The sequence below is a fragment of the Enterobacter oligotrophicus genome (genome assembly GCF_009176645.1).
GTDB classification, from domain to species: Bacteria; Pseudomonadota; Gammaproteobacteria; order Enterobacterales; family Enterobacteriaceae; genus Enterobacter; species Enterobacter oligotrophicus.
This window is the reverse complement of sequence record NZ_AP019007.1, coordinates 2062034-2088814: the sequence shown is the minus strand read 5'-3', so window position 1 is coordinate 2088814 and position 26781 is coordinate 2062034. Positions and strand designations below refer to the sequence as shown.

At 54.8% G+C, this 26781-nt stretch carries 21 protein-coding genes; 13 read left to right on the top strand and 8 right to left on the bottom strand.

All coding sequences use genetic code 11. The annotated features are described in order from the left end of the window. Positions 1-15: 15 nt before the first annotated feature. Complete coding sequence (gene mrcA / locus EoCCA6_RS10135; RefSeq protein WP_167515539.1) at positions 16-2568, bottom strand: peptidoglycan glycosyltransferase/peptidoglycan DD-transpeptidase MrcA; 2553 nt, start codon at positions 2566-2568, stop codon at positions 16-18. A gap of 120 nt (positions 2569-2688) precedes the next feature. Here mrcA and EoCCA6_RS10130 point away from each other — a divergent pair, with 120 nt between their 5' ends. From EoCCA6_RS10130 to trpS, 12 genes are all read left to right on the top strand, one after another. Then, positions 2689-3465 (top strand): type IV pilus biogenesis protein PilM, encoded by a 777-nt coding sequence (locus tag EoCCA6_RS10130; protein WP_152082539.1) that lies wholly within the window; start codon positions 2689-2691, stop codon positions 3463-3465. Continuing rightward, positions 3462-3953: a PilN domain-containing protein gene (locus EoCCA6_RS10125; protein WP_152082538.1), complete on the top strand. Its 492-nt coding sequence runs from the start codon at positions 3462-3464 to the stop codon at positions 3951-3953. The genes EoCCA6_RS10130 and EoCCA6_RS10125 overlap by 4 nt, the downstream gene beginning before the upstream one ends. Positions 3954-3956: 3 nt before the next feature. Next, positions 3957-4418 carry a HofO family protein gene (locus EoCCA6_RS10120; RefSeq protein ID WP_152082537.1) on the top strand — a complete coding sequence of 154 codons (462 nt, stop codon included), beginning with the start codon at positions 3957-3959 and terminating at the stop codon, positions 4416-4418. After that, positions 4408-4812: a HofP DNA utilization family protein gene (locus tag EoCCA6_RS10115; protein ID WP_152082536.1), complete on the top strand. Its 405-nt coding sequence runs from the start codon at positions 4408-4410 to the stop codon at positions 4810-4812. Before EoCCA6_RS10120 ends, EoCCA6_RS10115 begins: the two co-directional genes overlap by 11 nt. Further along, a complete protein-coding gene (gene hofQ / locus EoCCA6_RS10110) occupies positions 4751-5962 on the top strand; it encodes a DNA uptake porin HofQ (RefSeq protein WP_232623280.1) in 1212 nt (403 codons plus the stop codon). The genes EoCCA6_RS10115 and hofQ overlap by 62 nt, the downstream gene beginning before the upstream one ends. Positions 5963-6248: 286 nt before the next feature. Then, positions 6249-6770, top strand: a complete 522-nt coding sequence (gene aroK, locus EoCCA6_RS10105) for a shikimate kinase AroK (protein WP_010436374.1) — start codon at positions 6249-6251, stop codon at positions 6768-6770. A gap of 57 nt (positions 6771-6827) precedes the next feature. Continuing rightward, on the top strand, positions 6828-7916 hold the full coding sequence (gene aroB, locus EoCCA6_RS10100) for a 3-dehydroquinate synthase (protein WP_152082534.1): 1089 nt from the start codon (positions 6828-6830) through the stop codon (positions 7914-7916). Positions 7917-8008: 92 nt separating this feature from the next. Continuing rightward, positions 8009-9283 carry a cell division protein DamX gene (gene damX, locus EoCCA6_RS10095; RefSeq protein WP_152082533.1) on the top strand — a complete coding sequence of 425 codons (1275 nt, stop codon included), beginning with the start codon at positions 8009-8011 and terminating at the stop codon, positions 9281-9283. Positions 9284-9350: 67 nt separating this feature from the next. Further along, a complete protein-coding gene (gene dam, locus EoCCA6_RS10090) occupies positions 9351-10163 on the top strand; it encodes an adenine-specific DNA-methyltransferase (protein WP_152082532.1) in 813 nt (270 codons plus the stop codon). 41 nt (positions 10164-10204) lie between these two features. After that, complete coding sequence (rpe, locus tag EoCCA6_RS10085; RefSeq protein ID WP_152082531.1) at positions 10205-10882, top strand: ribulose-phosphate 3-epimerase; 678 nt, start codon at positions 10205-10207, stop codon at positions 10880-10882. Further along, positions 10875-11636: a phosphoglycolate phosphatase gene (gph, locus tag EoCCA6_RS10080; RefSeq protein WP_152082530.1), complete on the top strand. Its 762-nt coding sequence runs from the start codon at positions 10875-10877 to the stop codon at positions 11634-11636. The genes rpe and gph overlap by 8 nt, the downstream gene beginning before the upstream one ends. Continuing rightward, positions 11629-12633, top strand: a complete 1005-nt coding sequence (gene trpS, locus EoCCA6_RS10075) for a tryptophan--tRNA ligase (protein WP_152082529.1) — start codon at positions 11629-11631, stop codon at positions 12631-12633. Before gph ends, trpS begins: the two co-directional genes overlap by 8 nt. 144 nt (positions 12634-12777) lie before the next feature. On the opposite strand, the gene EoCCA6_RS10070 is transcribed toward trpS, so the two are convergent. From EoCCA6_RS10070 to nirB, 6 genes are all read right to left on the bottom strand, one after another. Next, a complete protein-coding gene (locus EoCCA6_RS10070) occupies positions 12778-12948 on the bottom strand; it encodes a YhfL family protein (protein WP_152082528.1) in 171 nt (56 codons plus the stop codon). Between the two features lie 192 nt (positions 12949-13140). After that, a complete protein-coding gene (locus tag EoCCA6_RS10065; RefSeq protein WP_152082527.1) occupies positions 13141-18513 on the bottom strand; it encodes a BigA/YdbA N-terminal beta-barrel domain-containing protein in 5373 nt (1790 codons plus the stop codon). A 266-nt stretch (positions 18514-18779) separates the two neighbouring features. After that, positions 18780-20153: a siroheme synthase CysG gene (gene cysG, locus EoCCA6_RS10060; protein WP_152082526.1), complete on the bottom strand. Its 1374-nt coding sequence runs from the start codon at positions 20151-20153 to the stop codon at positions 18780-18782. Between the two features lie 11 nt (positions 20154-20164). Next, positions 20165-20974 (bottom strand): nitrite transporter NirC, encoded by an 810-nt coding sequence (gene nirC / locus EoCCA6_RS10055; protein ID WP_152082525.1) that lies wholly within the window; start codon positions 20972-20974, stop codon positions 20165-20167. A gap of 68 nt (positions 20975-21042) precedes the next feature. Beyond that, positions 21043-21369 carry a nitrite reductase small subunit NirD gene (gene nirD / locus EoCCA6_RS10050; protein ID WP_152082524.1) on the bottom strand — a complete coding sequence of 109 codons (327 nt, stop codon included), beginning with the start codon at positions 21367-21369 and terminating at the stop codon, positions 21043-21045. Further along, positions 21366-23909 (bottom strand): nitrite reductase large subunit NirB, encoded by a 2544-nt coding sequence (nirB, locus tag EoCCA6_RS10045; RefSeq protein WP_152082523.1) that lies wholly within the window; start codon positions 23907-23909, stop codon positions 21366-21368. Before nirB ends, nirD begins: the two co-directional genes overlap by 4 nt. Positions 23910-24148: 239 nt before the next feature. Between nirB and EoCCA6_RS10035 the strand changes: the two genes are divergently transcribed. Further along, positions 24149-25465 (top strand): cytosine deaminase, encoded by a 1317-nt coding sequence (locus EoCCA6_RS10035; protein WP_152082521.1) that lies wholly within the window; start codon positions 24149-24151, stop codon positions 25463-25465. Between the two features lie 3 nt (positions 25466-25468). Here EoCCA6_RS10035 and tsgA read toward each other — a convergent pair whose 3' ends face one another. Beyond that, the gene (tsgA, locus tag EoCCA6_RS10030) at positions 25469-26653 is read right to left on the bottom strand and encodes an MFS transporter TsgA (RefSeq protein WP_152082520.1); all 1185 of its coding nucleotides are present in this window, start codon (positions 26651-26653) and stop codon (positions 25469-25471) included. Positions 26654-26781: the final 128 nt, after the last annotated feature.

The following is a 26781-nucleotide window of genomic DNA, read 5'->3' as shown; positions in this document are numbered from 1 at the left end:
CGGGCATTTTATTGTTTAAAACAGCTCGTGCGTCTCGCCGTTATCAATGAGCGTTGTACCCACCTCATGCACCGCCTGCGTGGTTGGCTGTGTGCCCTCGATGAAATACTCTTCGCGGCTGTTACCACCGTTAGCAAGCTGCCCGGTGCTGCGGTCAATATTGACGGTGACCACACCCGGTGGTGGCGTCAACGGCTGTTCCGGTACACCTTCCAGAACGGCTTTCATGTAAGCATCCCAGGCTGGTTGCGCACTCTTTGCGCCGCCTTCATAACCGGAAATCTGATCTTTAATCGCGCCAGAGGCCGTGGTGCGCCCCAAATCACGACGATGATCGTCAAAGCCGATCCAGACTGAAGTCACCACTCCCGGACCGTAGCCTGAGAACCACGCATCTTTCGAACTGTTGGTCGTCCCGGTTTTGCCGCCAATGTCATGACGCTGCAAATCACGGCCTGCGCGCCAGCCAGTTCCCTGCCAGCCGGGTTCACCGAAGATGTTGGTGTTCAGCGCGCTTTTGATCAGGAATGACAGCGGCGTGTTGATCACATGCGGGGCATACTCTTGCGCACCGCTCTGCGCCACCAGCGCCTGGTTAGCCTGCTCCAGCTGAGGTTGTGGTACGGCTAAATTCTGCTGTTCCTGGGAGATCGCGACGTCTTCCATGTCTTTGTTCTCAAGAACATTGGACTTCGGCGTATCACCATAAATCACCGGAATGTCGCACTCGGCACAGGCGATTTTCGGTTTCGCTTCGAACAGGACGCCGCCCTGGTCGTTTTCGATTTTACTGATGAAATACGGATCGATCAGGAACCCGCCGTTAGCCATCACCGAGTAACCGCGCGCGACCTGAAGCGGTGTAAAGGAGGCAGAGCCCAGCGCCAGCGATTCGGTATGGACGATATTCTGTGCCGGGAAGCCGAAGCGTTGCAGGTACTCAGCCGCATAGTCGACGCCCATCGCGCGCATTGCGCGAACCATGACCACGTTTTTCGACTGTCCCAGACCCTGACGAAGACGAATAGGGCCCGCGTACTGAGCCGGGGAGTTCTTCGGCTGCCAGTCAGAACCAGCACCGGCATCCCAGCGGGAAATCGGCACGTCGTTGAGAATGCTGGCGAGCGTCAGTCCTTTATCCATCGCTGCGGTGTAGAGGAACGGCTTAATGTTGGAGCCGACCTGACGCAGCGCCTGCGTGGCGCGGTTAAATTTGCTCTGGTTAAAATCAAACCCACCCACCAGCGCCATCACGGCACCGTTCTGCGGATTAATGGATACCAGTGCAGAGTTCACGTCCGGAACTTGCGCCAGCCACCAGGCATCACCCACCTGACGCACCCAGATTTGCTGGCCGATCTGAACGGCGTCGGTCACTTTACGTGGCGTCGGCCCTTGCAGGGTATCGGAGCGGTACGGACGCGCCCAGCGGATACCGTCCATGCGCAGAGAAACGGACGTACCATCCGCCATTAACGCTACGGCTTCCTGCGGGTTGGCTTGCGTCACAACCGCGGGCAGTAGCGGACCATAGGTCGGCAGGGTTTTCAGCGAGTCAGTAATCTTTTTACTGTCCCATGCGCTTTCACCCACTTTCCACAGCACGTTAGACGGGCCGCGATAGCCGTGGCGCATATCGTAATCCATCACGTTGTTACGCACCGCCTGCTGCGCGGCCTGCTGCACTTTGCGGGTTACGGTGGTGTAAACGCGATAACCATCTTCGTAAGCATTTTCACCGTAGCGGCGAACCATCTCCTGACGAACCATCTCCGTCAGGTAGGGTGCGGAGAACGCAATTTCCGGCGCATGGTAGTTAGCGTCGATGACATCGTTATGTGCCTGGTCGTACTCGGTCTGGCTGATATAGCCTTCACTCAACATACGTGACAGCACAACGTTACGCCGCGCGGTGGCGCGATCCAGCGAGTAGAGCGGGTTAAAGGTCGACGGCGCTTTTGGCAAACCGGCAATGGTCGCCATTTCGCTAAGCGTTAACTGTTCAATCGGTTTTCCGAAGTAAACCTGCGCAGCAGCGCCGACGCCATAGGCGCGGTAGCCCAGGTAGATCTTGTTGAGGTAAAGCTCAAGGATCTCGTCTTTGCTCAGCAGTTGCTCAATGCGGATCGCGAGGAACACCTCTTTGATCTTACGCATCAGCGTTTTTTCAGGGCTGAGGAAGAAGTTACGCGCAAGCTGCTGCGTAATAGTACTCGCCCCCTGAGACGCATGGCCGGAGAACAGCGCCACGCTTGCGGCACGGAAAATACCGACCGGATCGACGCCGTGGTGCTCGTAAAAACGGCTGTCCTCGGTGGCAATGAAGGCTTTCACCATCACGGGCGGGATTTGGTTTAAGGTCAGCGGGATACGGCGTTTTTCGCCATATTGCGCCATTAACTCGCCATCGGCGCTATAGACCTGCATAGGGATCTGGAGTCGCACATCGCGAAGCGTGGCAACATCAGGCAGCTGCGGCTCAATATATTTGTACAAACCATAAATCGAGCCTGCTCCCAGCAGAATGCAACAGACTGCAAGGATCAATAAATACTTTACGAACTTCACCGGAGATTTCCCATTTGGTTTCACTTGGGCAGTTTCTAAACAATCGCGCGGTAGTATAAAGGCAAGCCTGATTCATTGATATAGCCGTCAAGGCGACGGGCGATAAGGAGATCGTGAAGCATGGCTTTCAAAACATGGCAAACCGGCGTTCATATTCAACAAGATAAAGCGCTGATCGTTGCGCTGATCAAAGAGAAATCGGCATGGTGCTTGCGCCGCTGGTGGTCTGTTCCGCTGACGGAGGGCATCATCCGTGACGGAAAGATCCTCAGGCCACAACAACTGGTTGACGCGCTACGCGACTGGCGACGAACGCTGCCGCACCATCACCGGATATTTCTCTCATTCCCTGCAGCACGTACCTTGCAGAGGGTGTTGCCTCGTCCGGCTATTTCACTGCGCGACAGTGAACAGGTCTCGTGGGTGGGTTCCGCGTTATCACGTGAACTGGAGATGCCCGTCGAGACGCTCTGTTTCGATTATGCACAAGACACGTTTAGCAACACATTCCATGTCACCGCCGCGCAAAACAAAGAGGTCGACACGCTTCTGACGCTGGCGAAAGCGCTGCGCTTGCACCTGGCGGCGATTATCCCGGATGCCGGGGCGCTGGCGAACTTTCTTTCTGTGGTTGCACCTGCGACGTGTGTCGCCTGGCGCGATGAGCACCAGTGGCTGTGGGCGATGCGACATCAGTGGGGGCGACGTTTTACCACCGAGGCGGCGAACGCCGACGAACTGGCAGCCTTGCTTGCGCTGGCTCCGACAGATATCGCCCTGTTTGATGCAGATCGCGATCCGTGGGAAACGCTGGCTCGCTGTCAGCCACCGCTGCCTGCGGATGGGGCCGGATTCACCGTCGCACTGGCGCTGGCCATGAGCGAGGTCGCGGGATGAGCATGGCGAATCTTTTACCCTGGAGGCAACAACGACGTGCCCGCTGCCTGCGTTTCTGGTGTGTGCTGTTTACCGCGACGTTGCTGGTCACGCTGGCTGTTGCTCTCATCCTGCGAATGAACAGCACCGTAAAACGGCGTGCCCTGCAAACTGAACTGACGGGAATGTATGCGGTGCAACAGGCGCTTAACGCGCGCCGGAGCGTGGCTACACCAACACCTCCAACCACGCTGCCGCCGCAGATAGCCTGGCAACCGATGCTGGACTCGCTCTCTGATGTGATTCCAGCTCAGGTGTGGCTGACGGCGCTACGCTATCAGCCACCTTCGCTGATGTTGACCGGGTATGCCGCCACGCTACCGGCACTTTCTGCTATGGCGGACGCGCTTAAACGGATAACCGGTTTTAGCCCAGGCACGGCCGGTGAATTGCAGCAGGATAGCCAGGGACGCTGGATGTTCACTTTTCAGCTGAACAGCCGGGGGTAGCGGGTGGATCTCATCTTTCAACGCTGGTGTGAAAGCCGTCCTGCTATACGGGTGCTTGGCTGGTGTGTGGTGTCGTGCGTCGTGGCTCTGGTTATCTGGGGGATGCTGGTCAGGCCCGTCAATCGTCAGAGTGAAGAACTCAACGCACAGGTGAACCGGACACGTCAGACAAATGCCTCGCTGTGGCCCGTGGTCAGACGGCAACACCCGACACCAGAAGCGGGCGTAGCACGGCCAGTTCAACCCTTTTCTCCTCTGGAATTCCAGGCTCACGGTGTGACGCTGGTGCACTGGAAACCGCAGCAGAGTGGAGGAGAGTTGGCGCTGGACGCGGGTTGGTCGGATATTCCGGCGTTGTTCTCCCGGCTGGCGTTGCGGGACGTGCGGGTGAGCCTGTTTGACATCATCCCGCAGGGGACGCTTCTGCGTGTGCGCATACAGCTGGAGATCAACCATGCGCAATAAGATGCGTTACCTGGTTTTGTGTCCGTTGTTGTTCCTGACGGGGATGCGTGATCCTTTCCAGCCACCGGAAGATCTCTGTGCGGCAGGGCAGCTTGCCCAGTGGCGATACCACGGGATGGTGAAGGGGAACACAGGAACAGGCATTTTGCAGGATGGAAAAAAGCGCTGGCACCGCGTGACGGTGGACGAGCGCGTCGCTGTGGGATGGCGGGTTACTGCTATGGATGAACATGAACTGACGGTGGATGTCGGCGAAAAATGCGAGCCGAAACAATGGACATGGCAACGAGAAGGAACAAAAAAGAGTGAAGATAAGGATAGTGCTGTTGTTGATGGTGCTCAGTCATCCCGTGTGGGCCGTCGCCCCCAGGCCGATCACCCTCGTGGTGGATGATGTTCCGGTGGTGCAGGTGCTACAGGCGTTGGTCGCGCAGGAGAACCGTAATCTGGTGGTGTCACCCGATGTTAGCGGGTCGCTTACGTTGAATTTGACGCGTGTGCCCTGGCGTCAGGCGCTGCAGACGGTTGTGAACAGCGCCGGGCTTGTTCTGCGTGAAGAGAGCGGTATTTTTTACGTTCATACTGCGGCCTGGCAACGAGAACAACAGACGCGCAAAGAGCAGGAGCAGGCTCGTCGGCAGCTTGATGCCCCGTTGTTATCACGCAGTATCCCCTTTGCCTATGCTGATGCCGGAGAACTGCAGAAAACGGCGGAAAAACTACTGAGCCCAAAGGGTAGCTTATCTGTAGATAAGCGCACCAACCGCCTGCTGGTACGGGATAACCAGACGGTACAGGAGGCGATCCAGCGCTGGGCGGAGCAGATGGACATACCCGTCGAGCAGGTGGAGCTGGCGGCACATATTGTCACGATCAATGAAAAGAGTCTTCGCGAACTGGGCGTGAAATGGAATCTCGCGGAGGCTACAGAAGCGGGCAAGGTTGGGCAAGTCACTACGCTTGGGGCGGATCTGTCGGTTGCCAGCGCCACCACTCATGTCGGGTTTAATATCGGGCGCATTAACGGCAGGTTGCTGGATCTGGAACTGTCGGCGCTGGAGCAAAAGCAGCAGGTCGATATCATCGCCAGCCCGCGCCTGCTGGCTTCACACATGCAACCGGCCAGCATTAAGCAGGGGAGTGAGATCCCGTATCAGGTCTCCAGCGGTGAAAGCGGGGCGACCTCCGTGGAGTTCAAAGAGGCGGTGTTGGGGATGGAGGTCACGCCGGTAGTATTGCCGGGGGGCCGCGTGCGTCTGAAACTTCATATCAGCGAAAATATGCCTGGGCAGGTGCTACAGCAGGCGGATGGTGAAACGCTGGCAATTGATAAGCAGGAAATCGAAACGCAGGTGGAAGTAAAAAGCGGAGAAACGCTGGCGCTGGGCGGTATTTTCTCGCAAAAGAATAAAACCGGGCGGGATAGCGTACCGGGGCTGGGCGATATCCCGTGGCTTGGGCAGCTTTTTCGTCATGACGGGAAAGATAATGAACGGCGTGAACTGGTGGTGTTTATTACGCCACGGCTGGTGGGTATTCACTGATGGGTAACGATCCCCGCAATGATTTTGCATTCATATTGTTGCAGATGTTTGACGTGGGACATGAATTAGCATACAAGGAGTACCGATTTGAGTCGGTCTTACGTCTTGTTGCCTTATGCGGCTGGAACGGTGATTTAATCAGTTGCCAAACAAGCCGGAGTATTGAGATAATTTTTAGTCTGACTCTCGCTCTATTGCATATGAGGTTTCAGTTCATGTCCTGCTACGCTGGGTGTCTGCGAAGCGGGGATTACCATTAACGAATAGTCTTAGTAGTACCGAAAAAATGGCAGAGAAACGCAATATCTTTCTGGTTGGGCCTATGGGTGCCGGCAAAAGCACTATTGGGCGTCAGTTAGCTCAACAACTCAATATGGAATTTTACGATTCTGATCAAGAGATTGAGAAACGAACCGGAGCGGATGTGGGCTGGGTCTTCGACGTAGAAGGCGAAGAAGGTTTCCGTGACCGAGAAGAAAAAGTGATCAACGAACTCACGGAAAAACAGGGCATTGTGCTGGCAACTGGCGGCGGCTCTGTGAAATCTCGCGAAACCCGCAACCGTCTCTCCGCCCGTGGCGTTGTGGTCTATCTTGAGACGACGATTGAAAAACAGCTGGCACGTACGCAGCGCGATAAAAAGCGCCCGCTGCTGCAGGTTGAAACGCCGCCACGTGAAGTTCTGGAAGCCCTGGCAGGCGAACGCAATCCTCTGTACGAAGAGATTGCGGATGTGACCATTCGTACTGACGACCAGAGCGCTAAAGTGGTTGCAAACCAGATTATTCATATGCTGGAAAGCAACTGATTCTGGCTTTATATACACTCGCCTGCGGGTAAAAGCATTTAAGGTGGATGTCGCGTCATGGAGAGGATTACAGTTACTCTCGGGGAACGTAGTTACCCTATCACCATCGCGGCTGGTTTGTTTAACGACCCAGCTTCCTTCTTACCACTGAAAGCGGGTGATCAGGCGATGCTGGTCACCAATGAGACACTGGCTCCGCTTTACCTCGACCGCGTCCGTCACCTGCTTGAGCAGGCGGGCGTGAAGGTCGACAGTGTGATTCTGCCTGATGGCGAGCAGTATAAAAGCCTGACGGTACTGGATACCGTTTTTACCGCACTTCTGCAAAAACCGCACGGTCGCGATACGACACTGCTTGCCCTGGGCGGCGGTGTTGTGGGCGATCTGACGGGTTTTGCCGCCGCAAGTTATCAACGTGGCGTGCGCTTTATTCAAGTTCCTACCACGTTGCTGTCTCAGGTCGACTCGTCTGTCGGCGGTAAAACGGCAGTTAACCATCCGCTCGGCAAAAACATGATTGGCGCGTTCTACCAGCCCGCTTCGGTGGTGGTGGATCTCGACTGTCTGAAAACCTTGCCTGCCCGCGAGCTGGCGTCTGGCCTTGCTGAAGTGATCAAATACGGCATTATTCTCGACGGCGAGTTCTTCACCTGGCTGGAAGAGAATATGGATGCCCTGCTGCGCCTTGACGGACCCGCGTTAGCGTACTGTATTCGCCGTTGTTGTGAGCTGAAAGCCGAAGTCGTTGCGGCAGACGAGCGTGAAACCGGCTTACGTGCTTTACTGAATCTGGGGCATACGTTTGGCCACGCCATTGAAGCCGAAATGGGCTATGGCAACTGGCTTCACGGCGAAGCGGTTGCGGCCGGTATGGTTATGGCTGCGCGTGCGTCTGAACGTCTGGGTCAGTTCACACCGGAAGAGACGGCCCGGATCATCGCGCTGCTCGAACGTGCTGGCTTGCCGGTTTCAGGCCCGCAGGAGATGTCTGCGCAGGCGTATCTACCCCACATGATGCGCGATAAAAAAGTATTGGCAGGCGAGATGCGTCTTGTACTCCCGCTTGCAATAGGGAAAAGTGAAGTGCGCGGCGGAGTGCCGCACGACGTGGTTCTTGGCGCTATTGCTGATTGTCAGCAGGCGTAACTATTAGAAAGGTCAGGCCGCTGTAACAGGTGGTCGTTTAGCTTCAGGCGAAATGCAAAGTCGTTGGCATAAGCCTTTGAGTGGGGTGTTAAATGGATGAATTCAAACCAGAAGACGAGCTGAAACCCGATCCCAGCGATCGTCGTACTGGTCGTTCTCGTCAATCTTCAGAACGTGATAACGAGCCGCAGATCAACTTTGACGATGTTGACCTGGATGCAGACGATCGTCGCCCTTCGCGCAGCCGCAATGCGCGTGATGAGCGAGAAGAAGAGGGTTATGAGTCCGAAGAAGATTCAATGGACGAAGAGCCCGTAGAGCGTCGCCCGCGCAGACGTAAAAAAGTGGCAGCGGCAAAACCAGCTTCCCGCCAGTACATTATGATGGGGTTGGGCGTTCTGGTGCTCGTGCTGCTGATTGTCGGCATCGGCTCCGCGCTGAAAGCGCCATCAACAAACTCAAATGAGCAAACGGCGTCTGCTGAGAAGAGCATCAATCTGTCTGGTAACGATGCATCCGATCAGGCGAATGGTGCGCAGCCAGCGCCAGGCACGACCTCAGCAGAACAGACGGCTGGTAATACCGCACAGGATATCTCTCTGCCGCCAGTGTCGCCTACCCCGACTCAGGGACAAGCTCCCGTCACGCCGGAAGGCCAGCAGCGTGTAGAAGTTCAGGGCGATTTGAATAATGCACTGACGCAGCCACAGAATCAGGACCAGATGAACAACGTCGTGGTCAACTCTACGCTGCCAACCGAACCTGCGACCGTCGCCCCGATTCGGGGTGGTCACGCTCAGCCGCAAACCGCTGCAACGGAAACCAAACCGCGCCAGACGCAGACAGCCCCGCGTCAGGAACGTAAGCAGGTAGTGATTGAGCCGAAGCGTGAAACCAAACCGCAGGCTGTGGCAAAAGCGCCTGAAGTGAAAGCGCCAGCCCAGACGAAGCCCGCAGTGAGCGAGACAGTTAAAACACCAGCGGCAACGCCTGCGCCGAAAGCGACTGCAACCACAACAGCGCCAGCCGCTACTGCGGCACCTGCTGCGACTGCGTCCAGCGCTGTGGCAGGTAAAACGGCAGGCAACGTCGGTTCCCTGAAATCTGCGCCATCCAGCAATTACACGCTGCAGCTGAGCAGTTCGTCTAACTACGACAACCTCAACGGTTGGGCGAAAAAATCGAATCTGAAAAACTACGTGGTTTATCAGACGACCCGTAACGGGCAGCCGTGGTATGTGCTGGTGAGCGGCGTTTATGCTTCCAAAGATGAGGCAAAACGTGCCGTGGCGACGCTGCCAGCCGATGTTCAGGCGAAAAACCCGTGGGCGAAACCGATTCATCAGGTTCAGGCCGATCTGAAGTAATGTTTAAAGCGCAGGATGCTGTCGGAGCTTTCTCCACAGCCGGAGAAGGTGTAATCAGTTAGTCAGCATGAAAAAAAATCGCGCTTTTCTGAAATGGGCAGGGGGCAAATACCCCCTGCTCGACGATATTAAAAAACACCTGCCGAAAGGCGAGTGTCTTATCGAGCCCTTTGTGGGAGCGGGATCGGTGTTTCTGAATACCGATTTTTCTCGTTATATTCTGGCGGATATCAACAGCGACCTGATCAGTCTCTATAACATCGTAAAACAGCGTACCGATGAGTACGTTGATGAGGCGCGCAAGCTCTTTACGCCTGAGAACAACAACCCGGACGTCTACTACCAGTTCCGCGCGGAGTTTAATCAGAGCCATGATCCTTTCCGCCGGGCGCTGTTGTTCCTCTATCTCAACCGTCATGGTTACAACGGCCTGTGCCGTTATAACCTGCGTGGCGAATTCAATGTGCCGTTTGGCCGCTATAAGCGCCCCTATTTCCCGCAGGACGAGTTGTACCACTTCGCGAAAAAAGCGCAGAATGCAGAGTTCCACTGCCTTTCGTATGAAGAGTGTATGAGCCGTGCAGATGTAAACTCGGTGGTCTACTGCGATCCGCCTTACGCGCCGCTGTCCGCGACGGCGAACTTTACCGCTTATCACACCAACAGCTTCAGCCCTGCCGAGCAGGCGCGTCTGGCGGAGATAGCGGAAAAGCTGGTCAGCAAAAGAATTCCGGTGTTAATTTCGAATCACGATACGCCTGATACGCGCGAATGGTACAAAGCCGCGAAGCATTTTCAGGTTAAAGTCCGGCGCAGCATAAGCAGCAATGGCGGCACACGTAAAAAGGTGGACGAACTCCTGGCTCTTTATCGACCCTGAGCCGTTTTGCCCGCCGGTAAACACATTTCAAGGAGATGCGGATGAAACAGTTTTTGATTGCTCCCTCAATTCTGTCGGCCGATTTCGCCCGCCTGGGTGAAGATACCGCTAAAGCGCTCGCGGCTGGTGCGGATGTCGTCCATTTCGACGTTATGGATAACCACTACGTTCCCAATCTGACCATCGGCCCGATGGTGCTCAAGGCGCTGCGCAATTACGGCATTACCGCACCGATTGACGTGCATTTGATGGTGAAGCCTGTTGATCGCATCGTCCCTGATTTCGCCGCTGCGGGTGCCAGTATTATTACATTCCATCCTGAAGCCTCCGAACACGTAGACCGCACGCTGCAGCTGATTAAAGAGAACGGCTGTAAAGCGGGCCTGGTCTTTAACCCGGCTACCTCGCTGAGCTATCTCGACTACGTGATGGACAAGCTGGATGTCATTTTGCTGATGTCCGTTAACCCAGGCTTTGGCGGGCAGTCGTTCATCCCTCACACGCTTGATAAACTGCGTGAAGTACGTCGCCGTATTGATGAGTCAGGCTATGACATTCGTCTGGAAGTAGATGGCGGGGTAAAAGTGAACAACATTGGTGAGATTGCGGCAGCGGGCGCGGATATGTTCGTTGCTGGCTCCGCCATCTTTGATCAACCGGATTACAAAAAAGTCATTGATGAAATGCGCCGTGAACTGGCGAAGGTAAGTCATGGATAAATTGCAGGCAACCCGAGGTATTGCATTTGACCTCGATGGCACGCTGGTCGACAGCGCGCCGGGCTTAAGCAGCGCAGTCGATCAGGCGCTGTATGCCCTTGAATTACCCGTTGCGGGTGAAGACCGTGTCGTGACGTGGATTGGTAATGGTGCGGATGTGTTGATGGAACGGGCCCTGACCTGGGCTCGCCAGGAACGTGCCGCTCAGCGTTCCGCGCAGGGTAAACCGAGCGTTGATCATGCTGATATCCCACAGGAAGAGCAGCAGCGTATTCTGCGCAAACTGTTTGACCGTTTCTACGAAGAGACCGTAGAGGAGGGCAGTTTCCTGTTCCCGGACGTCGCTGAAACGCTGAGCGCCCTTCACGCCAAAGGTATCCCGCTGGGGCTGGTCACGAACAAGCCGACGCCGTTTGTTGCGCCTTTGCTGGAAGCGCTGGATATTGCGAAATACTTCTCGGTGATTGTTGGCGGCGATGACGTGAAAAACAAAAAGCCGCATCCGGAGCCGCTTTTGCTGGTGGCAGGAAAATTATCCTTAACACCTGCGGAGCTGCTCTTTGTCGGGGATTCACGCAATGATATTCTGGCTGCCAGAGCAGCAGGTTGTCCTTCCGTTGGGTTAACCTATGGCTACAACTACGGTGAGGCCATCACGCTGAGTGAGCCGGACGTTGTGTTCGATCACTTCAAAGATTTGTTGCCCGCTCTCGGGCTTTCGCACAGTGAACATCAGGAATTGAAAAATGACTAAGCCCATCGTTTTTAGTGGCGCACAGCCTTCAGGTGAATTGACCATTGGTAACTACATGGGTGCGTTGCGTCAGTGGGTGAGCATGCAGGATGATTACCATTGCATCTATTGCATCGTGGATCTGCATGCCATCACCGCCCGTCAGGACCCTGAGAAGCTGCGTAAAGCCACGCTGGATACGCTGGCGCTCTACCTGGCCTGCGGTATCGATCCTGAGAAAAGCACGATCTTTGTTCAGTCACACGTGCCGGAGCACGCGCAACTGGGCTGGGCGCTGAACTGCTACACCTATTTCGGTGAGCTGAGCCGTATGACCCAGTTCAAAGATAAATCTGCCCGCTACTCGGAAAACATTAACGCCGGTCTGTTTGACTACCCGGTACTGATGGCGGCTGACATTCTGCTGTACCAGACCAACCAGGTTCCGGTGGGTGAAGACCAGAAGCAGCACCTGGAGCTGAGCCGCGATATCGCCCAGCGCTTCAACGCGATTTACGGTGACGTGTTCAAAGTGCCAGAGCCGTTCATTCCGAAATCCGGCGCGCGCGTAATGTCGCTGCTGGAGCCGACCAAAAAGATGTCCAAGTCTGACGATAACCGTAACAACGTGATCGGCCTGCTGGAAGACCCGAAATCGGTGGTCAAAAAGCTCAAGCGCGCGGTGACCGATTCCGACGAGCCGCCAGTGGTGCGTTACGACGTGCAGAACAAAGCGGGCGTGTCTAACCTGCTGGATATTCTTTCTGGTGTGACTGGCCAGAGCATCCCTGAACTGGAGCAGCACTTCGAAGGTAAGATGTATGGTCATCTGAAAGGTGAAGTGGCAGAAGCCGTCTCCGGCATGCTGACCGAGCTGCAGGAGCGTTATAACCGCTTCCGTAACGATGAAGCCTTCCTGCAGAAGGTGATGAGAGACGGCGCGGAAAAAGCCAGCGCGCGCGCGTCCGAAACCCTGAAAGCGGTGTACGACGCGATTGGGTTTGTGGCGAAACCTTGAGTCTGCTTGCCGGGTGGTGGCTTCGCCTTACCCGGCCTACGGAACAGTGTAGGTCGGGTAAGCGTAGCGCCACCCGACAAAAAACCGTACCGCCCAAACAAAAAAAACCGGGAAATTCCCGGTTTTTTTACGCCTGAAAAACGCTTACTGCTGTGCCGCTGGTCCGCAACCACCGATGATCTTCGAAATGGAGATCGCCGGGTGCAGCAGGTAATCGTAGCTGCAGTTATTTTTGGTATTTTGCACGTGACCGGTACAGGCAGTCAGGGTCGATAATACGCCTACCAGAATGGCGGCTTTTGCCAGTTTGAACATACGCATTCCTTGTCTAAAAAACTTTAATTGGATGTAACACGAGGGAATAAATGGAAAAGTTCCATTTCGCGGGCGGGATAGTAGCGGGAGTCGGAAAAAGAAAGTAGTCCGTATAAGGACTACTTTCCACGCTAAAACGCGATGCCTGGACAGGCGGAAGAAGGCAAGGCAGATCGAAATCTGCCCTGATGATCAGAATGTTTTCTTGAACGTCATCATCAGACCTTTGTCATTGATGTTGTCTTCCTGCCACTGGTAAGCATCAACGCTTAACGCCTTGTCTTTATCGCTGTATTTCACACCCACTGAAGCCAGGCTGTTGATACCTCCGCCTTTCTGTCCATCATCGACGGCGAACTGCTGGCCTGCCGCACCCTGCAGCGAAGCAGTACGCTGGCTCTTCGTATAGCTCAGGTTCGGGCCACCTTCCAGCGTGGCACTGACGCCCCAGCCGTTTTCCCCGGCGTAATCCAGTTTCATACCGACAATGGAATCGACCGCCGTTTCGCTGCCCGCGTTCATTGAGAGGTTGAAATCTCCGGCGCTGCGCTCTTTATAGCCATCTTCCATTGTATGGCGGAGTTTTACACCTGCATAAGGCGTGACTTTCAGCGCGTCACCCAGCATGGAGAAGGTTTTTGCGCCTTCGCTGCGGAACTCAAGATACTGCTGACGCGCATCAGATTCCGCCGCTTTGCTGACGTCGCCATAGGAGACGGAACGGCTACTGTCGAGGTGGTGTACATCGTAGCGCAGGGCGTTGTTCCAGTTCAGGCCGTCATCATTGAGCGCCATACTGTGTTTCAGACCGAAGAACTGGCTGTAGCCGCCGGTCACGCCGTTATCGCCAGCCGCCTGCGCACCGCTACCGTCCAGCCGCGCGATACCGTACTCCAGCGTCAGGCTTTGGCTTTCGGTGATATCCAGCGTCTGACGCAGCGCCAGCATATCGTACCGGGCATCGTTACCCAGCTCGGCGCGCGGGTCGCCTTTCGCTACCACGTTGAAAGACAGACCGTTACCCATCTGCGGTGCAGCATTTGCCAGCATGTTGAAACGGTTGCTCAATACTCGCGCTTCACGGAAGACCGTCGTGGCCTGGCTGCCGCTAATCTGTTTCAGCGCGCTGTTTAGCTCTGCGGTGGTGCCAACGTTGAGGCTGGTGTACAGCTCGTTGTTGGTGTAACCCGAATCCAGCGCCTGTGCTACGCCGGACACGCTGCCGTCCGTCGCGACATCCGCATAGGCATTTTTGGTCATGGTGACGTCAACATTGCCATCACCGTCGGTACTACCCTGAGCGTTCCATACCACACTGGTGGAGGTGATTTTTTCCGCGCCCTGGATATTGTTGCCGGTAAAGGCGTTATCCACGACGACGGTAGTGGCAGAAGTGCCTGCGGTAAAGCCAGTATTGACTTCAACGTTGTCGCCAATCACCAGGTTGTTGGCTTTTAGCGAGCCGGAACTGCCATCGGCATTAGTGCCGACAATATAGTTGGACAGCATCTGCGGCGCGTTCGGATCGGCCGGTGCATCCGGCACGTTGCCCTGAGCCGGTGCGGTGTTGGCATCCGGAATCGCGATATCGGACGTACCGTTGTGATCGTCCAGGGTGCCTGTGGTGCCGGGGGCATAAATGTCACAACCGGTATCGCAGAGCAGGTTAATTTCACCGTTGTTGATAATGGCTTTAGTCTGCCCGCCAAACGCGTATGAGTTATCCGCATAGACGTTGATCACGCCGTCGGCGGTATTATTGATGGTAGTGGCTTTACCGTTGCCTTTTATACCGATAAGCCCTGTACCGTTTGTACCGTCTTTTTGGCCCTGCTCAGTACCCACGTTGATGGTGCCGCTGTTGACCAGATTAACGTTATAGCTGGTGGTGCCGCCGCTGATCGCTACCGCGTTATCACCCTGGACGTTGATGGTGCCTTCATTGCCAAAGTTAAAGCCGCGGCTCAGATTAATGAGCGGTGCATCCGGGTTGATGCCGTTAATCACGCCGGTTGCCGTGTTCCAAATCCAGACAGGATTGTTACTGGCGTTTGCCGTGGTAATGGCGCTGTAACCGTTGGTCGCCGTGATTGTGCCACTGTTAACCTGGGCAAGAGAGTCGCTGGTACGCGTCAGGTTAATGATGGTATTTTCACCGCCTTCTACTGCGTTACCGCTGTTGGTCAGCGTTGCACCCTCCTGGTTATAGAAGATGAAACTACCCTCGATCAGTGATTTCCCGTCTGCTGCCACCGTCATGTTGCCCGTGTTGACGATCTCTTGTTGGTAGCTGGTCCCCGCGATGGAGCCGGTGAAATCCCCTTCGTTAAACAGCGTGACGTTACCGTTGAGCGTGAGCAGGTTTGTGGTGATGCTACCGTCCGCACGGTTATAGATCCCGCTGTGAGTGTTGATGGTATCAGCGTTGAGTGTGCCTTTGTTTTCCAGACCACTGGCGTTGATATTCAACTCGCCGTTGACGGTTAGGCTGGCATCCGTTTCGTTATACAGCCAGTCCTGGATGTCCACATCACCGTTCAGCGTGGCGTTACCATAGTTCGCTACCACATCACTGGTGAAAAAACCGGTATCGGAGGTTTGAGTGCTGCTCTCGCCGCTACCGGGCAGGGTTTGTATCCAGGCTTTATCGGTCGGTGTGGCTCCCATATGCGAGTCGTCATCCGCCATCGGGGAACCATCCAGGTTAATGGTGCCATTGTTGATAACGTAGCTGTTTTCATCCGTGAGGAAAGCCTGTCCATAGTCAGCGTCGATATTGATGACGCCAGTGGTATCGTTGATCACCACGCCTTGCTTAAGCGCAGCCATCCCTACCAGCTGATTGGGTTCACCGGTGACGCCCTCATCTGCGATCAGATTAATGGTGCCCTGGTTAATGGCGGTGCCACCGTTAAGCGCGGTCATACCGAAACCGGCATTCTTGACGGTGATAGTACCGGTGTTGATAGCGGTAGCGTCGCCTCTGCCTGAGTCATCGGAACCAACAATCATCGCTGCGCTGGTGTCATAGAGATAGGATTGCGGGGCTTGCCAGTAGCTTGAGCTAATGATATTCCCTGCGTCATCTAAAACAGGAACGAAGCCATCCAGATAAATATCACCAGCGTTAATCGCAGTACCTTGAACGGCTGACATGCCATAGACACCCGCGCCATTTAATGAAATGGTCGCGCCTGCATCATTGCTGACTTCACCGTAATCATACGTCGACATAGCGTAAAAAATTTTATAGGTAAAGTTTATTGGGGAGAATGGCAGGGCTGTTTGAGCGCTTCCGGTGGGGGTTACCAGTGACGTTAAATTGATGATGCCGCCACTGCCATTATGTGCCGTAGAATTCTTACCGTTTGCACTGACGAATGTTTCGAAAACAGCGGAGTCATCGACGTTGACAACAGTAGTCAGTACCCCTTTGTTTATCACCGTCCCTTCATTTTCGGCGGACATTAACGCCGTGATACCGTTACTTTCGATAGTCCCCTCATTCACTATCGAAGAGCCTTCTCCGCTGGCATTTAACAAGGAGTAGAAATCGTAATAAAGTGAGTTAATGGTCTTGTTAAGGACGATTTCAGAATCCTTATTCAGAATGAGATGGCCGCCATTTTGCACATTCGCCAGCATCTGGCGGCCACCTGTAAGCGAATTGATGGTTAGCGTGGAGTTGCCGCCCAGATTAACGGTATTGGCACCGTTAATGTAAATGCCGGTAGTAAACGCTTCTTCAGACTGGGGTCGTGATGAAACATCCATATTCAGACCCTGAGTAATGTTTACGGTATTATTCTCACCTTCAACAGTCAGCCCTGTGGTATTGATGACTTCTTCAGCCGTGCTGTCATAGTGCACATCCATATTCAACTCACCGTCCAGAGTCACGGTATTGCCGCTGCCGCTGACCATCACGCCGTTAACGGAATCACTGCTATCAATTTGGTCATCCGTGGCGAAGAGTGCGCTGATGTTGAGGTCGCCGGAAATTGTCGTGGTATTGGCATCCCCTGATACCGTCACGCCTGTTGCGCCATGCATCAGGCCATCGCTCCCTTTTGCTGCCGTGACGAGGATATCGCCGTCAAGTTTTACCGTGGACTCATCGCCATTGACCAGTGTGCCGATGCCGTTCAGAGAGACATCGATGTCCCCCTTGTTACTGAAAGTGTTATTTTTACCTGTGACGATGAAGCCGATCGAGCCATCGTCACGCACTGTTGCTTTTCCTGTGTTGGCGATCAGATTATCTTCGCCGTAGCTCAGGATGCCATACGCGCCATTGGTGACGATCAAATCGCCATTCTGGATAATATTGGCATCATTACCCGCGATGGCGATCCCAATGGAGGATTTTCCATCGGCGTGGATCGTGCCGCTGCTGTAGGTTGTGTTCCCGTCTCCTGAAATCAGTACCCCGGCACCGCCGTCTTTCGCGGAAATCTCACCTTCATTCGTGAATATGGAATCATCACCTTCAATAATGGCACCAATCGATCCCGTACCGATCGCTTCAACCGTTCCGTGGTTATCGAGACGCGAATCATCACCGTCAATCAATACACCCCAGCCGCCATCTGTCGTTGTCGTTTTACCGTTCAGGGTCGTATCAGCGCGGTTTCCTGAGATATGAATGCCGACGGCTCCATCACTGACGCTATCACTGTTAAATGTGTTTGTTGTATCGTCGCCCGTAATGATATAGCCAGTTGCGCCGTTACTCGTTGCAATTTCACCATTTATGGTATTGTTTGTTTTGTCTCCGGAAATAATATTGGTGATTTTATTTTTGCCATCAATGGTTATTGCGTCATCGAAGTTGTTATTCGCATTGTCCTGATCCGTAATAACGGTTTGATCTGATGCAAGAATAAAGTTTCCGCGGCTGTCGTATTTCCAGAAATGCCCGTCGTCGGTCGTGCCACTAAATACGGCATTCATCCCGTTTCCGCTTTCCGGGGCAGTGGCATGCCAGTTATCGACAAGCAGCGTGGTGCTGTCTGGCGCAGTCAGAATATAGTGCTTGCCATCTTCAGTGCTGGCGTAAGTGAAAGTGGCGTCTGTAAAGGCCGTGCCGTTTACATCAAGATAATCAATGGTAATGGTTTTCTGTGCGCGATTAAGCGTTACGCCATTATCGTACGTTGTTACGCGGGTATCGGGTACGGGAGTGTCGTCATCGTCATCGGGTGGCACAGGTGTGTTATCGTCGCCATCGTCCGGTGGCACCGGAGTCACATCGCCGCCATCATCTGGCGGTACGGGAGAGACGTTATTGTGATGAGCATCATCCCCTCCGTTATTTTCTATACCAATCGCCACACCCGCAGCCAGTGCCGCGATACCACCGGAGATCCATCCCCATTGATTATCTTGCTCAGCTAACGGAATGAGACATTTATCAGAGAGTTTTTCTTTCTCTTTTTGTGATAATGACGAAATATTGGTTGGGCAATCATTATCATCATCAGGTGTTTCTGCAGCAAAAACGGGCGCATAAGACGTTTGCAGCGCAATAGCAATGGCAGCTGCAAGGAATTTTTTCCTTTGCATGTGGCAATCCCTCAAAAAAGATTGGATGTATGAATTAATATTAATTATAAATCTGTATGGAGAATAAACGGGAGGAAAAAATGGTCTCTGGTTTTTTCGTATTATTTGTCTTGTGAATTATTGGCGGTTTTTTTATGGGTAAATCGTGTTTTACAGTTTTATTTATTCACGATGGTTATTAAATAAAAAATAAAGAAACGTAAATTCAGAGGGGCTAAATTGATTTATTAATAAATGCCCCGGTTACAGGGCATTTAACATTGTTCTTAATGATTGGAAAACCAGTTTAATTTTTCGCGAAGCGCGACCACGCGACCCACGACGATCAGCGCCGGGCTTTCAACCTGCTGTGCCAGTTCCCCTAACTGCGTCAGCACGCCATTCACCACGCGCTGCTTAATGGATGTTCCATTCTCTACCAGCGCGACGGGCATTGCTTCATCCATGCCATGCTCCAGCAGTTTTGCCTGGATGGTCGCGGCCTGATTCAGCCCCATATAAAACACCAGCGTCTGCTTTTCAGCGGCCAGGTTGTGCCAGTCCAGCTCGCTGCCGGTTTTCAGGTGACCGGTTACCAGACGCACGCTCTGGGCGTAGTCACGGTGGGTCAACGGAATACCGGAGTAGGCCGAACAGCCGGACGCCGCCGTAATACCTGGTACAACGGAGAACGGAATACCTGCGTTGCACAAGGTTTCCAGCTCTTCTCCGCCGCGGCCAAAGATAAACGGATCGCCGCCTTTCAGACGCACCACACGCTTCCCTTTTTGCGCTTCACGCAGCAGGATCTGGTTAATCTCTTCCTGCGGCACGCAGTGGTAACCCGCACGTTTGCCCACGAATACGCGGTCGGCGTCGCGGCGTACAAGGTTCATGATGTCATCGGAGACCAGACGGTCATAAACCACGATATCTGCCTGCTGGATCTGCTGCAGCCCTTTGAGCGTCAGTAAGCCAGCATCGCCAGGACCCGCGCCCACCAGCACCACTTCGCCGCGATGATCCAGCGGTTCGCTAAGCAGTTGCTCTGTCGTTTCTGCAACGGCTTGTTGATCCTGATTCGCCAGCGACTGCGCCAGCCTGTCGTTCACAAAGAACTTTTCCCAGAAGCGACGTCGCTCACCGACGGTAGCGAAGGTTTTTTTCACGCGGGAACGCAGCTGGCCTGCATAATGCGCCACCTGGCCGAGATGCTGAGGCAGAATCGATTCCAGTTTTTCGCGCAGCAGACGAGCCAGCACCGGCGAAGTCCCGCCGGACGAGACCGCCACCATTAACGGCGAACGGTCAATAATCGATGGCATGATAAAGCTGGCTTCTTTCGGCGCGTCCACCACGTTGCAGAAGATTCGGCGCGTTTCGCAGGCATCGCTGACGCGCTGGTTCACTGCATCGTCATCCGTGGCGGCGATGGTCAGCCAGCAGGTATCAAGCAGGGATTCGTTGAACTCACCCTGCATGAGCGTGAGCATCCCTTCCTGCGCCCACACCTCAAACTGCGGCGCGAAGGTGAGGGCATTTACGGTGAGTCGGGCACCTGCTTCTAACAGCAAGCGCGCTTTGCGTTCAGCGACATCGCCGCCGCCTACAAGCAGGCAGTCGCGATTGCGTAATTGACAGAAAATCGGCAGGTGATCCACGACATTACCTCTTAAGAATGGGCTTTCGCCTGAGCAGTTGCGATGTTTGCCGGAGTCGGACGCTCCGCTTTCGGGGTAGCATACCAGTAACCTAACCCCATAAACACTGCACCTGAAAGGGTATTGCCCAGCGTTACCCACAACAGGTTATGGCCGATACCCGAAAGGGTGAAGGCGTCGTTGTGGTGACCAAACCAGGAGAGAGCGAACAGCGTCATATTGGCAACGGAATGCTCGTAACCGGATGCGATAAACGCCAACAGACACCACCAGATGGCGATGAACTTCGCCGCGCCTTCGGTACGAATTGCCATCCAGATAGCCAGACACACCAGCCAGTTACACAGCGCGCCTTTGAAGAACAGCACCATCGCGGGCTGCGTGGTTTTTACCAGCGCCACGGTGTGAACGATGCTGGTATCCACCGGCAGCAGGCTACCGCCGCCCCAGCTGTACAGCAGCGCCACGAATATAGAACCCAGCAGGTTGCCCACCCAGGTCTGCGGCAGGATCGCCCACATCTGGCGGTGGCTGATGGTGCCCGCTTTCACGCCGAGCGTCAGGAACATCGTGTGGCCGGTGAAGAGTTCAGACCCGGCGATGATCACCAGCGTCAGCGCGATACCAAAGGTTGCGCCCATGACGAGGGGACGAACGGAAGGTTCGAGCAGATTCCCGAGCGTGAAAATTAAAATAATTCCCAGGCCGACATAAGCGCCTGCCATCGCGGAGCTGACCCAGAAGCCGAGCGGGTTATGTTGGCTGAGCCGTGCGATGCGCGCAGCGTTAGCCGCACACTTGTTAATAGTGTCTGTAAACATGGTTTGATTATCCTGAAAAATAAAAGAAAAAGTTTAAAAAGGGAGGCATTGCGCCTCCCTCAAAATAGTTAACCGCGTAACTGCACTTTACCGTCTTTCACGCGGACGTCGTAGTGCTTCACAGAGTGACTCTCATCTTCCATGCAATGCCCGTCACTCAAACGGAAACGCTGTTTTTTCAGCGGACTGGCGACCCACAGCTCACCCTGATGCTCTGCGATCAAACCGCGGGAGAGCACGCTGGCCTCGAAGAACGGGTCGATATTGCTGATGGCAAAGACCTGTTCATCGTGGCGAGGGCGGAAAATCGCGACCTGCTCTTTACCCAGCAGCGCACAGACGCCGGTGGCAGGCAGGATGTCGTTAATGTTGCAGATGTTTACCCACTGGCTCATGCGTTTTCCTCCACCAGAGTCACCGGAATACGTTCATAAGGTGTCGCCGGACGATGCTGCTCGCGTTCTGCCACCACCTGCACGTTAGGGTCGCGCTGGGTGCTGTTGATAAAGTGTTTGAAGCGCGTCTGCGCCGCTGGCGTGTTCACGGTTTCGGTCCACTCGCAGATCACCGCGTCGCGCAGGCGAGCCATCTCTTCTTCCAGATGTTCGTTCAGACCCAGTTTGTCGTCGATAATGACCGACTTCAGGTAGTCGATGCCACCTTCCAGGTTATCCAGCCAGGAGGCGGTACGGGTCAGCTTATCGGCGGTGCGAATGTAGAACATCATGAAGCGGTCGAGGTATTTGATCAGCGTATCGTGGTCGAGATCCGCTGCCAGCAGGTCCGCGTGGCGTGGTTTCATCCCGCCGTTACCGCAGACGTACAGGTTCCAGCCTTTCTCGGTGGCGATGATACCCACGTCTTTACCCTGCGCTTCCGCACATTCACGGGTACAGCCGGAGACGCCGAACTTCATTTTGTGCGGGGTACGGATGCCTTTATAGCGGTTTTCCAGCTCCACGCCGAAGCCCACGCTGTCGCCCACACCGTAGCGGCACCAGGTGCTGCCCACGCAGGTTTTCGCCATACGCAGCGCTTTGGCATACGCGTGGCCGGTTTCGAAGCCTGCTTCAATCAGCTGACGCCAGATTTCAGGCAGATCATCTTTCTGCGCACCAAACAGGCCGATACGCTGGGAGCCGGTGATTTTGGTGTACAGGTTATATTCACGGGCGATACGACCCACCGCGACCAGCCCTTCCGGGGTGATTTCACCGCCCGCAGACCGTGGGATCACGGAGTAGGTGCCGTCTTTCTGGATGTTCGCCAGGAAGTTATCGTTGGTGTCCTGCAGCGGCGTGTGCTCTGGTTTGAGCACGTAGTCGTTCCAGCAGGAGGCCAGCAGGGAGCCAACGGTCGGTTTACATACTTCACAGCCGTAGCCCTGGCCGTGTTTTTCCAGCAGCTCGTCGAAGGATTTGATGCCTTCCACGCGGATCAGGTGGTACAGCTCCTGGCGAGAGTAAGCGAAGTGCTCGCACAGGTTGTTGTTCACTTCGATGCCCTGTTTCGCCAGTTCGGCGTTCAGCACCTGAGTGACCAGCGGAATGCAGCCGCCGCAGCCAGTACCGGCTTTGGTTTCCGCTTTCAGCGCCGCAACGGTGTGGCAGCCTTTGTTGATGGCGGAAATCAGCATGCCTTTGGTGACGTCGAAGCAGGAGCAAATTTGTGCGCTGTCCGGCAGTTTATCCACGCCGATAGACGGCTTGCCGCTGGAGGCGTGGGCCGGGAGGATCAGCGCGTCCGGGTTTTCCGGCAGCTCAATGGCGTTCAGCACCAGCTGGAGCAGGTTGCCGAAGTCGCTGGTGTCGCCCACCAGTACCGCACCGAGAAGGGTTTTATTGTCCTGGCTGACGATGAGACGTTTGTAGACTTCTTTGCTTTCGTCGAGGTAAACGTAGCTGCGAGAGTTCGGGGTGCGGCCGTGCGCATCACCGATACCACCCACGTCCACGCCCAGCAGCTTCAGCTTGGCGCTCATGTCTGCGCCGGTGAAGGCGTTTTCGGTGCCGAGGATATGGTCAACGGCGACCTGCGCCATTTTGTAACCCGGAGCCACCAGGCCGTACACGCGGTTATTCCAGCTGGCGCACTCGCCGATAGCGTAGATATCCGGGTCGGAGGTCTGGCAGGAGTCATTAATCATGATCCCGCCGCGCTGCGCAACGGCCAGGCCGCACTGGGTAGCCATTTTGTCGCGCGGGCGAATACCGGTGGAGAAGACGATGAAGTCCACTTCCAGCTCGCTGCCGTCGGCAAAGCGCATGGTTTTACGCGCTTCAGTGCCTTCCTGGACGATCTCTTTGGTATTCTTGCTGGTGTGAACTTTCACGCCCATGCTTTCGATTTTACGGCGCAGCTGGTCACCACCCATGTGGTCCAGCTGTTCGGCCATCAGCATCGGGGCAAATTCGATAACGTGGGTTTCAACACCGAGGTTTTTCAGCGCGCCAGCTGCTTCCAGACCCAGCAGGCCGCCACCGACCACCGCGCCGCGTTTACTGCGACGTGCACAGTTTTCGATGGCTTTGAGGTCTTCAATGGTACGGTATACAAAGCAATCCTGCGTTTCCGAGCCTTTGATTGGCGGAACCCACGGATACGAGCCAGTCGCCATGATCAGCTTGTCGTAAAAAACCGTGCGTCCGGCGCTGGAGTGGATCACTTTTTCCTGACGGTTGATGGTGATAGCGCGTTCGCCCACCAGCACTTTTACGCCATGCTTCTCATAGAAACCTTCACGCACCAGAGAAAGCTCTTCGGCGGTATGATGGGAGAAGTAGGAAGACAAGTGCACACGGTCGTACGCCTTGCGGGGTTCTTCACAGAACACGGTAATATCGAACCGATCGGCATCGGCTTTATCGAGAAGATCCTCAATAAAGCGGTGGCCGACCATGCCGTTACCGATGATAGCGAGTCTGACTTTGCTCATTTTTGCCTCGATTTCTTTTCTATTACTGCCTACCTTAACGATTCAGCAACGGCGCTTATTGATGCAAATCAAATACGCCTTCAACTACCCCTTAGTGGGTAGATTGCTGATTTGTCAGGATTTTTATAAATTGTGGAAATCGCTGGCTTTTCGTTCTCGTCGATTTTGTGTACAAACTGGAGGCGGATTTTTAAAAATGCGTACTCCTAAATTTCAGCCGCGTTTTTCGGGGGAAAGGTATGTCTACAACACCGCTTTGGCTTGTCCAGAATGTTCGTTTACCGGGTCGGGAAGGGCTGTGGCAAATCGCCATTGAGAACGGTCGTTTTGGTGACATTACGCCCATGGACGATACCCACACCGAAAGCTATGAGGTATTGAATGCTCGCGGCGGGCTGGCGATACCCCCGTTTATTGAGCCGCATATTCATCTTGATACCACCCAGACGGCGGGCGAACCGAACTGGAACCAGTCCGGGACGCTGTTTGAAGGCATTGAACGCTGGGCCGAACGCAAGGCGCTGCTCAGCCATGAGGATGTGAAAGCACGCGCATGGAAAACGCTGAAGTGGCAAATCGCCAACGGTATCCAGTTTGTGCGTACCCACGTCGATGTTTCTGACCCGACGCTTACCGCGCTGAAGGCGATGCTGGAGGTGAAGCAGGAGGTCGCGCCGTGGGTGACGCTGCAAATCGTGGCGTTCCCGCAGGAGGGTATTCTCTCTTACCCGAACGGCGCGGCGCTGCTGGAAGAGGCGTTAAGGCTGGGAGCGGATGTGGTGGGGGCTATTCCGCATTTCGAGTTCACCCGCGAATATGGCGTGCAGTCGCTGCATATTGCCTTCGAGCTGGCGAAGAAATACGACCGTCCGCTGGATATCCACTGTGATGAAATTGACGACGAACAGTCGCGCTTTGTCGAGACGGTCGCCACGCTGGCCTATGAGGCCGGGATCGGCCCGCGCGTGACCGCCAGCCACACCACCGCCATGCACTCCTACAACGGCGCTTACACCTCGCGGCTGTTCCGTCTGCTGAAAATGTCGGGAATTAACTTTGTCGCCAACCCGCTGGTAAACATCCATCTGCAGGGGCGCTTTGACGACTATCCGAAGCGTCGCGGCATTACCCGCGTGAAAGAGCTGCAGGACGCGGGAATTAACGTCTGCTTCGGTCATGATGATGTCTTTGACCCGTGGTATCCGCTTGGCACCGGCAATATGCTGCAGGTGCTGCATATGGGGCTGCACGTCTGCCAGATGATGGGGTATCCGCAAATCGACAGCGGCCTGAATCTCATTACCCATAATAGCGCGCGAACCTTTGGCCTGAGCGATTACGGTATTGAGACGGGAAATCCGGCTAACCTGATTATTCTGCCTGCGGAGAGCGGGTTTGAAGCGGTACGCTGCCAGGTGCCGGTGCGCTGGTCGATTCGTCAGGGACGCGTGATTGCGACCACGCAACTGGCTCAGACCTGGATAAAAACGGACAAGGGGGGAGAAGAGGTGTTCTTTACCGGAAACAGCCCCTCTGCTGAGCGCAAAGGGGCGTAGGGATCAGTGAGACGCCGCTGCTACGTTGTGCTGGCGGTGGCGCGTCACGAAGCCGAGAACGAAGCACATAATGAACACCACGGCATATAGCCCGTTAGCGGTGTGCAGCGCGGCCAGTGGGCCGCTGTGCGCAACAATCGGGCCCGTGACGACGAAGGTCAGCATGGTGCCGATGGTGCCGCAGGTCAGTACAAAATTGACCAGCTTCGGCGAGGCCACTTTGGTCTGCAGGGAACCGAGCGTGATGATGGAGGTGTAAATCGCGCTGGAGAAGAAGCCCAGGGTCAGAATGAACCACGGCATATGTTCCGGTGAACCGTTGATGAACAGATACATCAGCACCGTCGCCAGGCCTGCCAGCACGGTCAGGATGCGCTGCAGGTCGAAGAAGCGCAGGATGAAGCTAAACGCCCACATGCCGAACATGTAAGACATCCAGAAATCGCTCACCAGTTTACCGGCATCGTTCAGGCTCATGCCCAGACCTTTGGCGTACTCCGGCACCCAGGAGATAAAGCCCAGTTGGCCCAGGATGTAGCACAGTGCGGCAACGGAGAGAAACAGCACGCCGATGCCCCATTTCTCTTTCGCGACAGGTTCCTCAGTGGTCTGCGCTTTTTTACCCAGCACCGGGAATTCACAGCCGAAGGTCAGAATGAAGATAGCGACGTAAACCAGACCAATGCAGGCATACACCCAGTACCACTCAATGCTGCGAGCAAGAAGATAGGCCGCCACCATCGGGAAAATCATCCCGGCCATGCTGAAGAAGGAGTCGGTAAACAGCAGACGCGCGCCGCGCTGGCGGCCTTCATACATATGGGTAATGAGGAACGTCCCGATCGACATGGTGATCCCGCTCACCAGGCCGAGCACGAACATGGCGGCAGAGAACAACGCGATGCTGTGGCTCAGCATCAGGCCAGCGACAGCGGCGACCATCAGCACAAAACCAAAGCGTAGCTGCGTTTTCAGCGGCACGATCTCCATCAGCCAGGCATTCAGGAAGATGGAGATCAGTATCCCCGCGTTGAGGAAGGTGAAGGTGTTACTCATGCTGGAAACGGGCAGCTGGAAGTAGTCTGCGATATTTCCCATCACCATCCCGGTGACGATCACCAACGCGCCGGTCAGGGCGTAGGAGAAGAAGCTGATCCATGTGAGCTTGATGCGATTGCTGTTAGTCATGTCTGGCCTGTTCAAAGTAAAGTAAAACGCATTGACTGCGTTTGAGCGGGCAGATTTTAGTCGCGAAAGTGATCCATTCATATCTTTTAAAGAAAATTTGAACTCTATTGCAGTTTTTAATGTGATCT

Excerpts from the sequence above, each read along its gene's own strand:
- EoCCA6_RS10065 (WP_152082527.1), bottom strand. The coding sequence starts at position 18,513 with ATGCAAAGGAAAAAATTCCTTGCAGCTGCCATTGCTATTGCGCTGCAA.
- aroK (WP_010436374.1), top strand. The coding sequence starts at position 6,249 with ATGGCAGAGAAACGCAATATCTTTCTGGTTGGGCCTATGGGTGCCGGC.
- hofQ (WP_232623280.1), top strand. The coding sequence starts at position 4,751 with ATGGTGCTCAGTCATCCCGTGTGGGCCGTCGCCCCCAGGCCGATCACC.
- EoCCA6_RS10070 (WP_152082528.1), bottom strand. The coding sequence starts at position 12,948 with ATGTTCAAACTGGCAAAAGCCGCCATTCTGGTAGGCGTATTATCGACC.
- EoCCA6_RS10035 (WP_152082521.1), top strand. The coding sequence starts at position 24,149 with ATGTCTACAACACCGCTTTGGCTTGTCCAGAATGTTCGTTTACCGGGT.
- EoCCA6_RS10125 (WP_152082538.1), top strand. The coding sequence starts at position 3,462 with ATGAGCATGGCGAATCTTTTACCCTGGAGGCAACAACGACGTGCCCGC.
- aroB (WP_152082534.1), top strand. The coding sequence starts at position 6,828 with ATGGAGAGGATTACAGTTACTCTCGGGGAACGTAGTTACCCTATCACC.
- damX (WP_152082533.1), top strand. The coding sequence starts at position 8,009 with ATGGATGAATTCAAACCAGAAGACGAGCTGAAACCCGATCCCAGCGAT.
- rpe (WP_152082531.1), top strand. The coding sequence starts at position 10,205 with ATGAAACAGTTTTTGATTGCTCCCTCAATTCTGTCGGCCGATTTCGCC.
- nirC (WP_152082525.1), bottom strand. The coding sequence starts at position 20,974 with ATGTTTACAGACACTATTAACAAGTGTGCGGCTAACGCTGCGCGCATC.
- trpS (WP_152082529.1), top strand. The coding sequence starts at position 11,629 with ATGACTAAGCCCATCGTTTTTAGTGGCGCACAGCCTTCAGGTGAATTG.
- dam (WP_152082532.1), top strand. The coding sequence starts at position 9,351 with ATGAAAAAAAATCGCGCTTTTCTGAAATGGGCAGGGGGCAAATACCCC.
- EoCCA6_RS10130 (WP_152082539.1), top strand. The coding sequence starts at position 2,689 with ATGGCTTTCAAAACATGGCAAACCGGCGTTCATATTCAACAAGATAAA.
- nirD (WP_152082524.1), bottom strand. The coding sequence starts at position 21,369 with ATGAGCCAGTGGGTAAACATCTGCAACATTAACGACATCCTGCCTGCC.
- EoCCA6_RS10115 (WP_152082536.1), top strand. The coding sequence starts at position 4,408 with ATGCGCAATAAGATGCGTTACCTGGTTTTGTGTCCGTTGTTGTTCCTG.
- nirB (WP_152082523.1), bottom strand. The coding sequence starts at position 23,909 with ATGAGCAAAGTCAGACTCGCTATCATCGGTAACGGCATGGTCGGCCAC.
- gph (WP_152082530.1), top strand. The coding sequence starts at position 10,875 with ATGGATAAATTGCAGGCAACCCGAGGTATTGCATTTGACCTCGATGGC.
- tsgA (WP_152082520.1), bottom strand. The coding sequence starts at position 26,653 with ATGACTAACAGCAATCGCATCAAGCTCACATGGATCAGCTTCTTCTCC.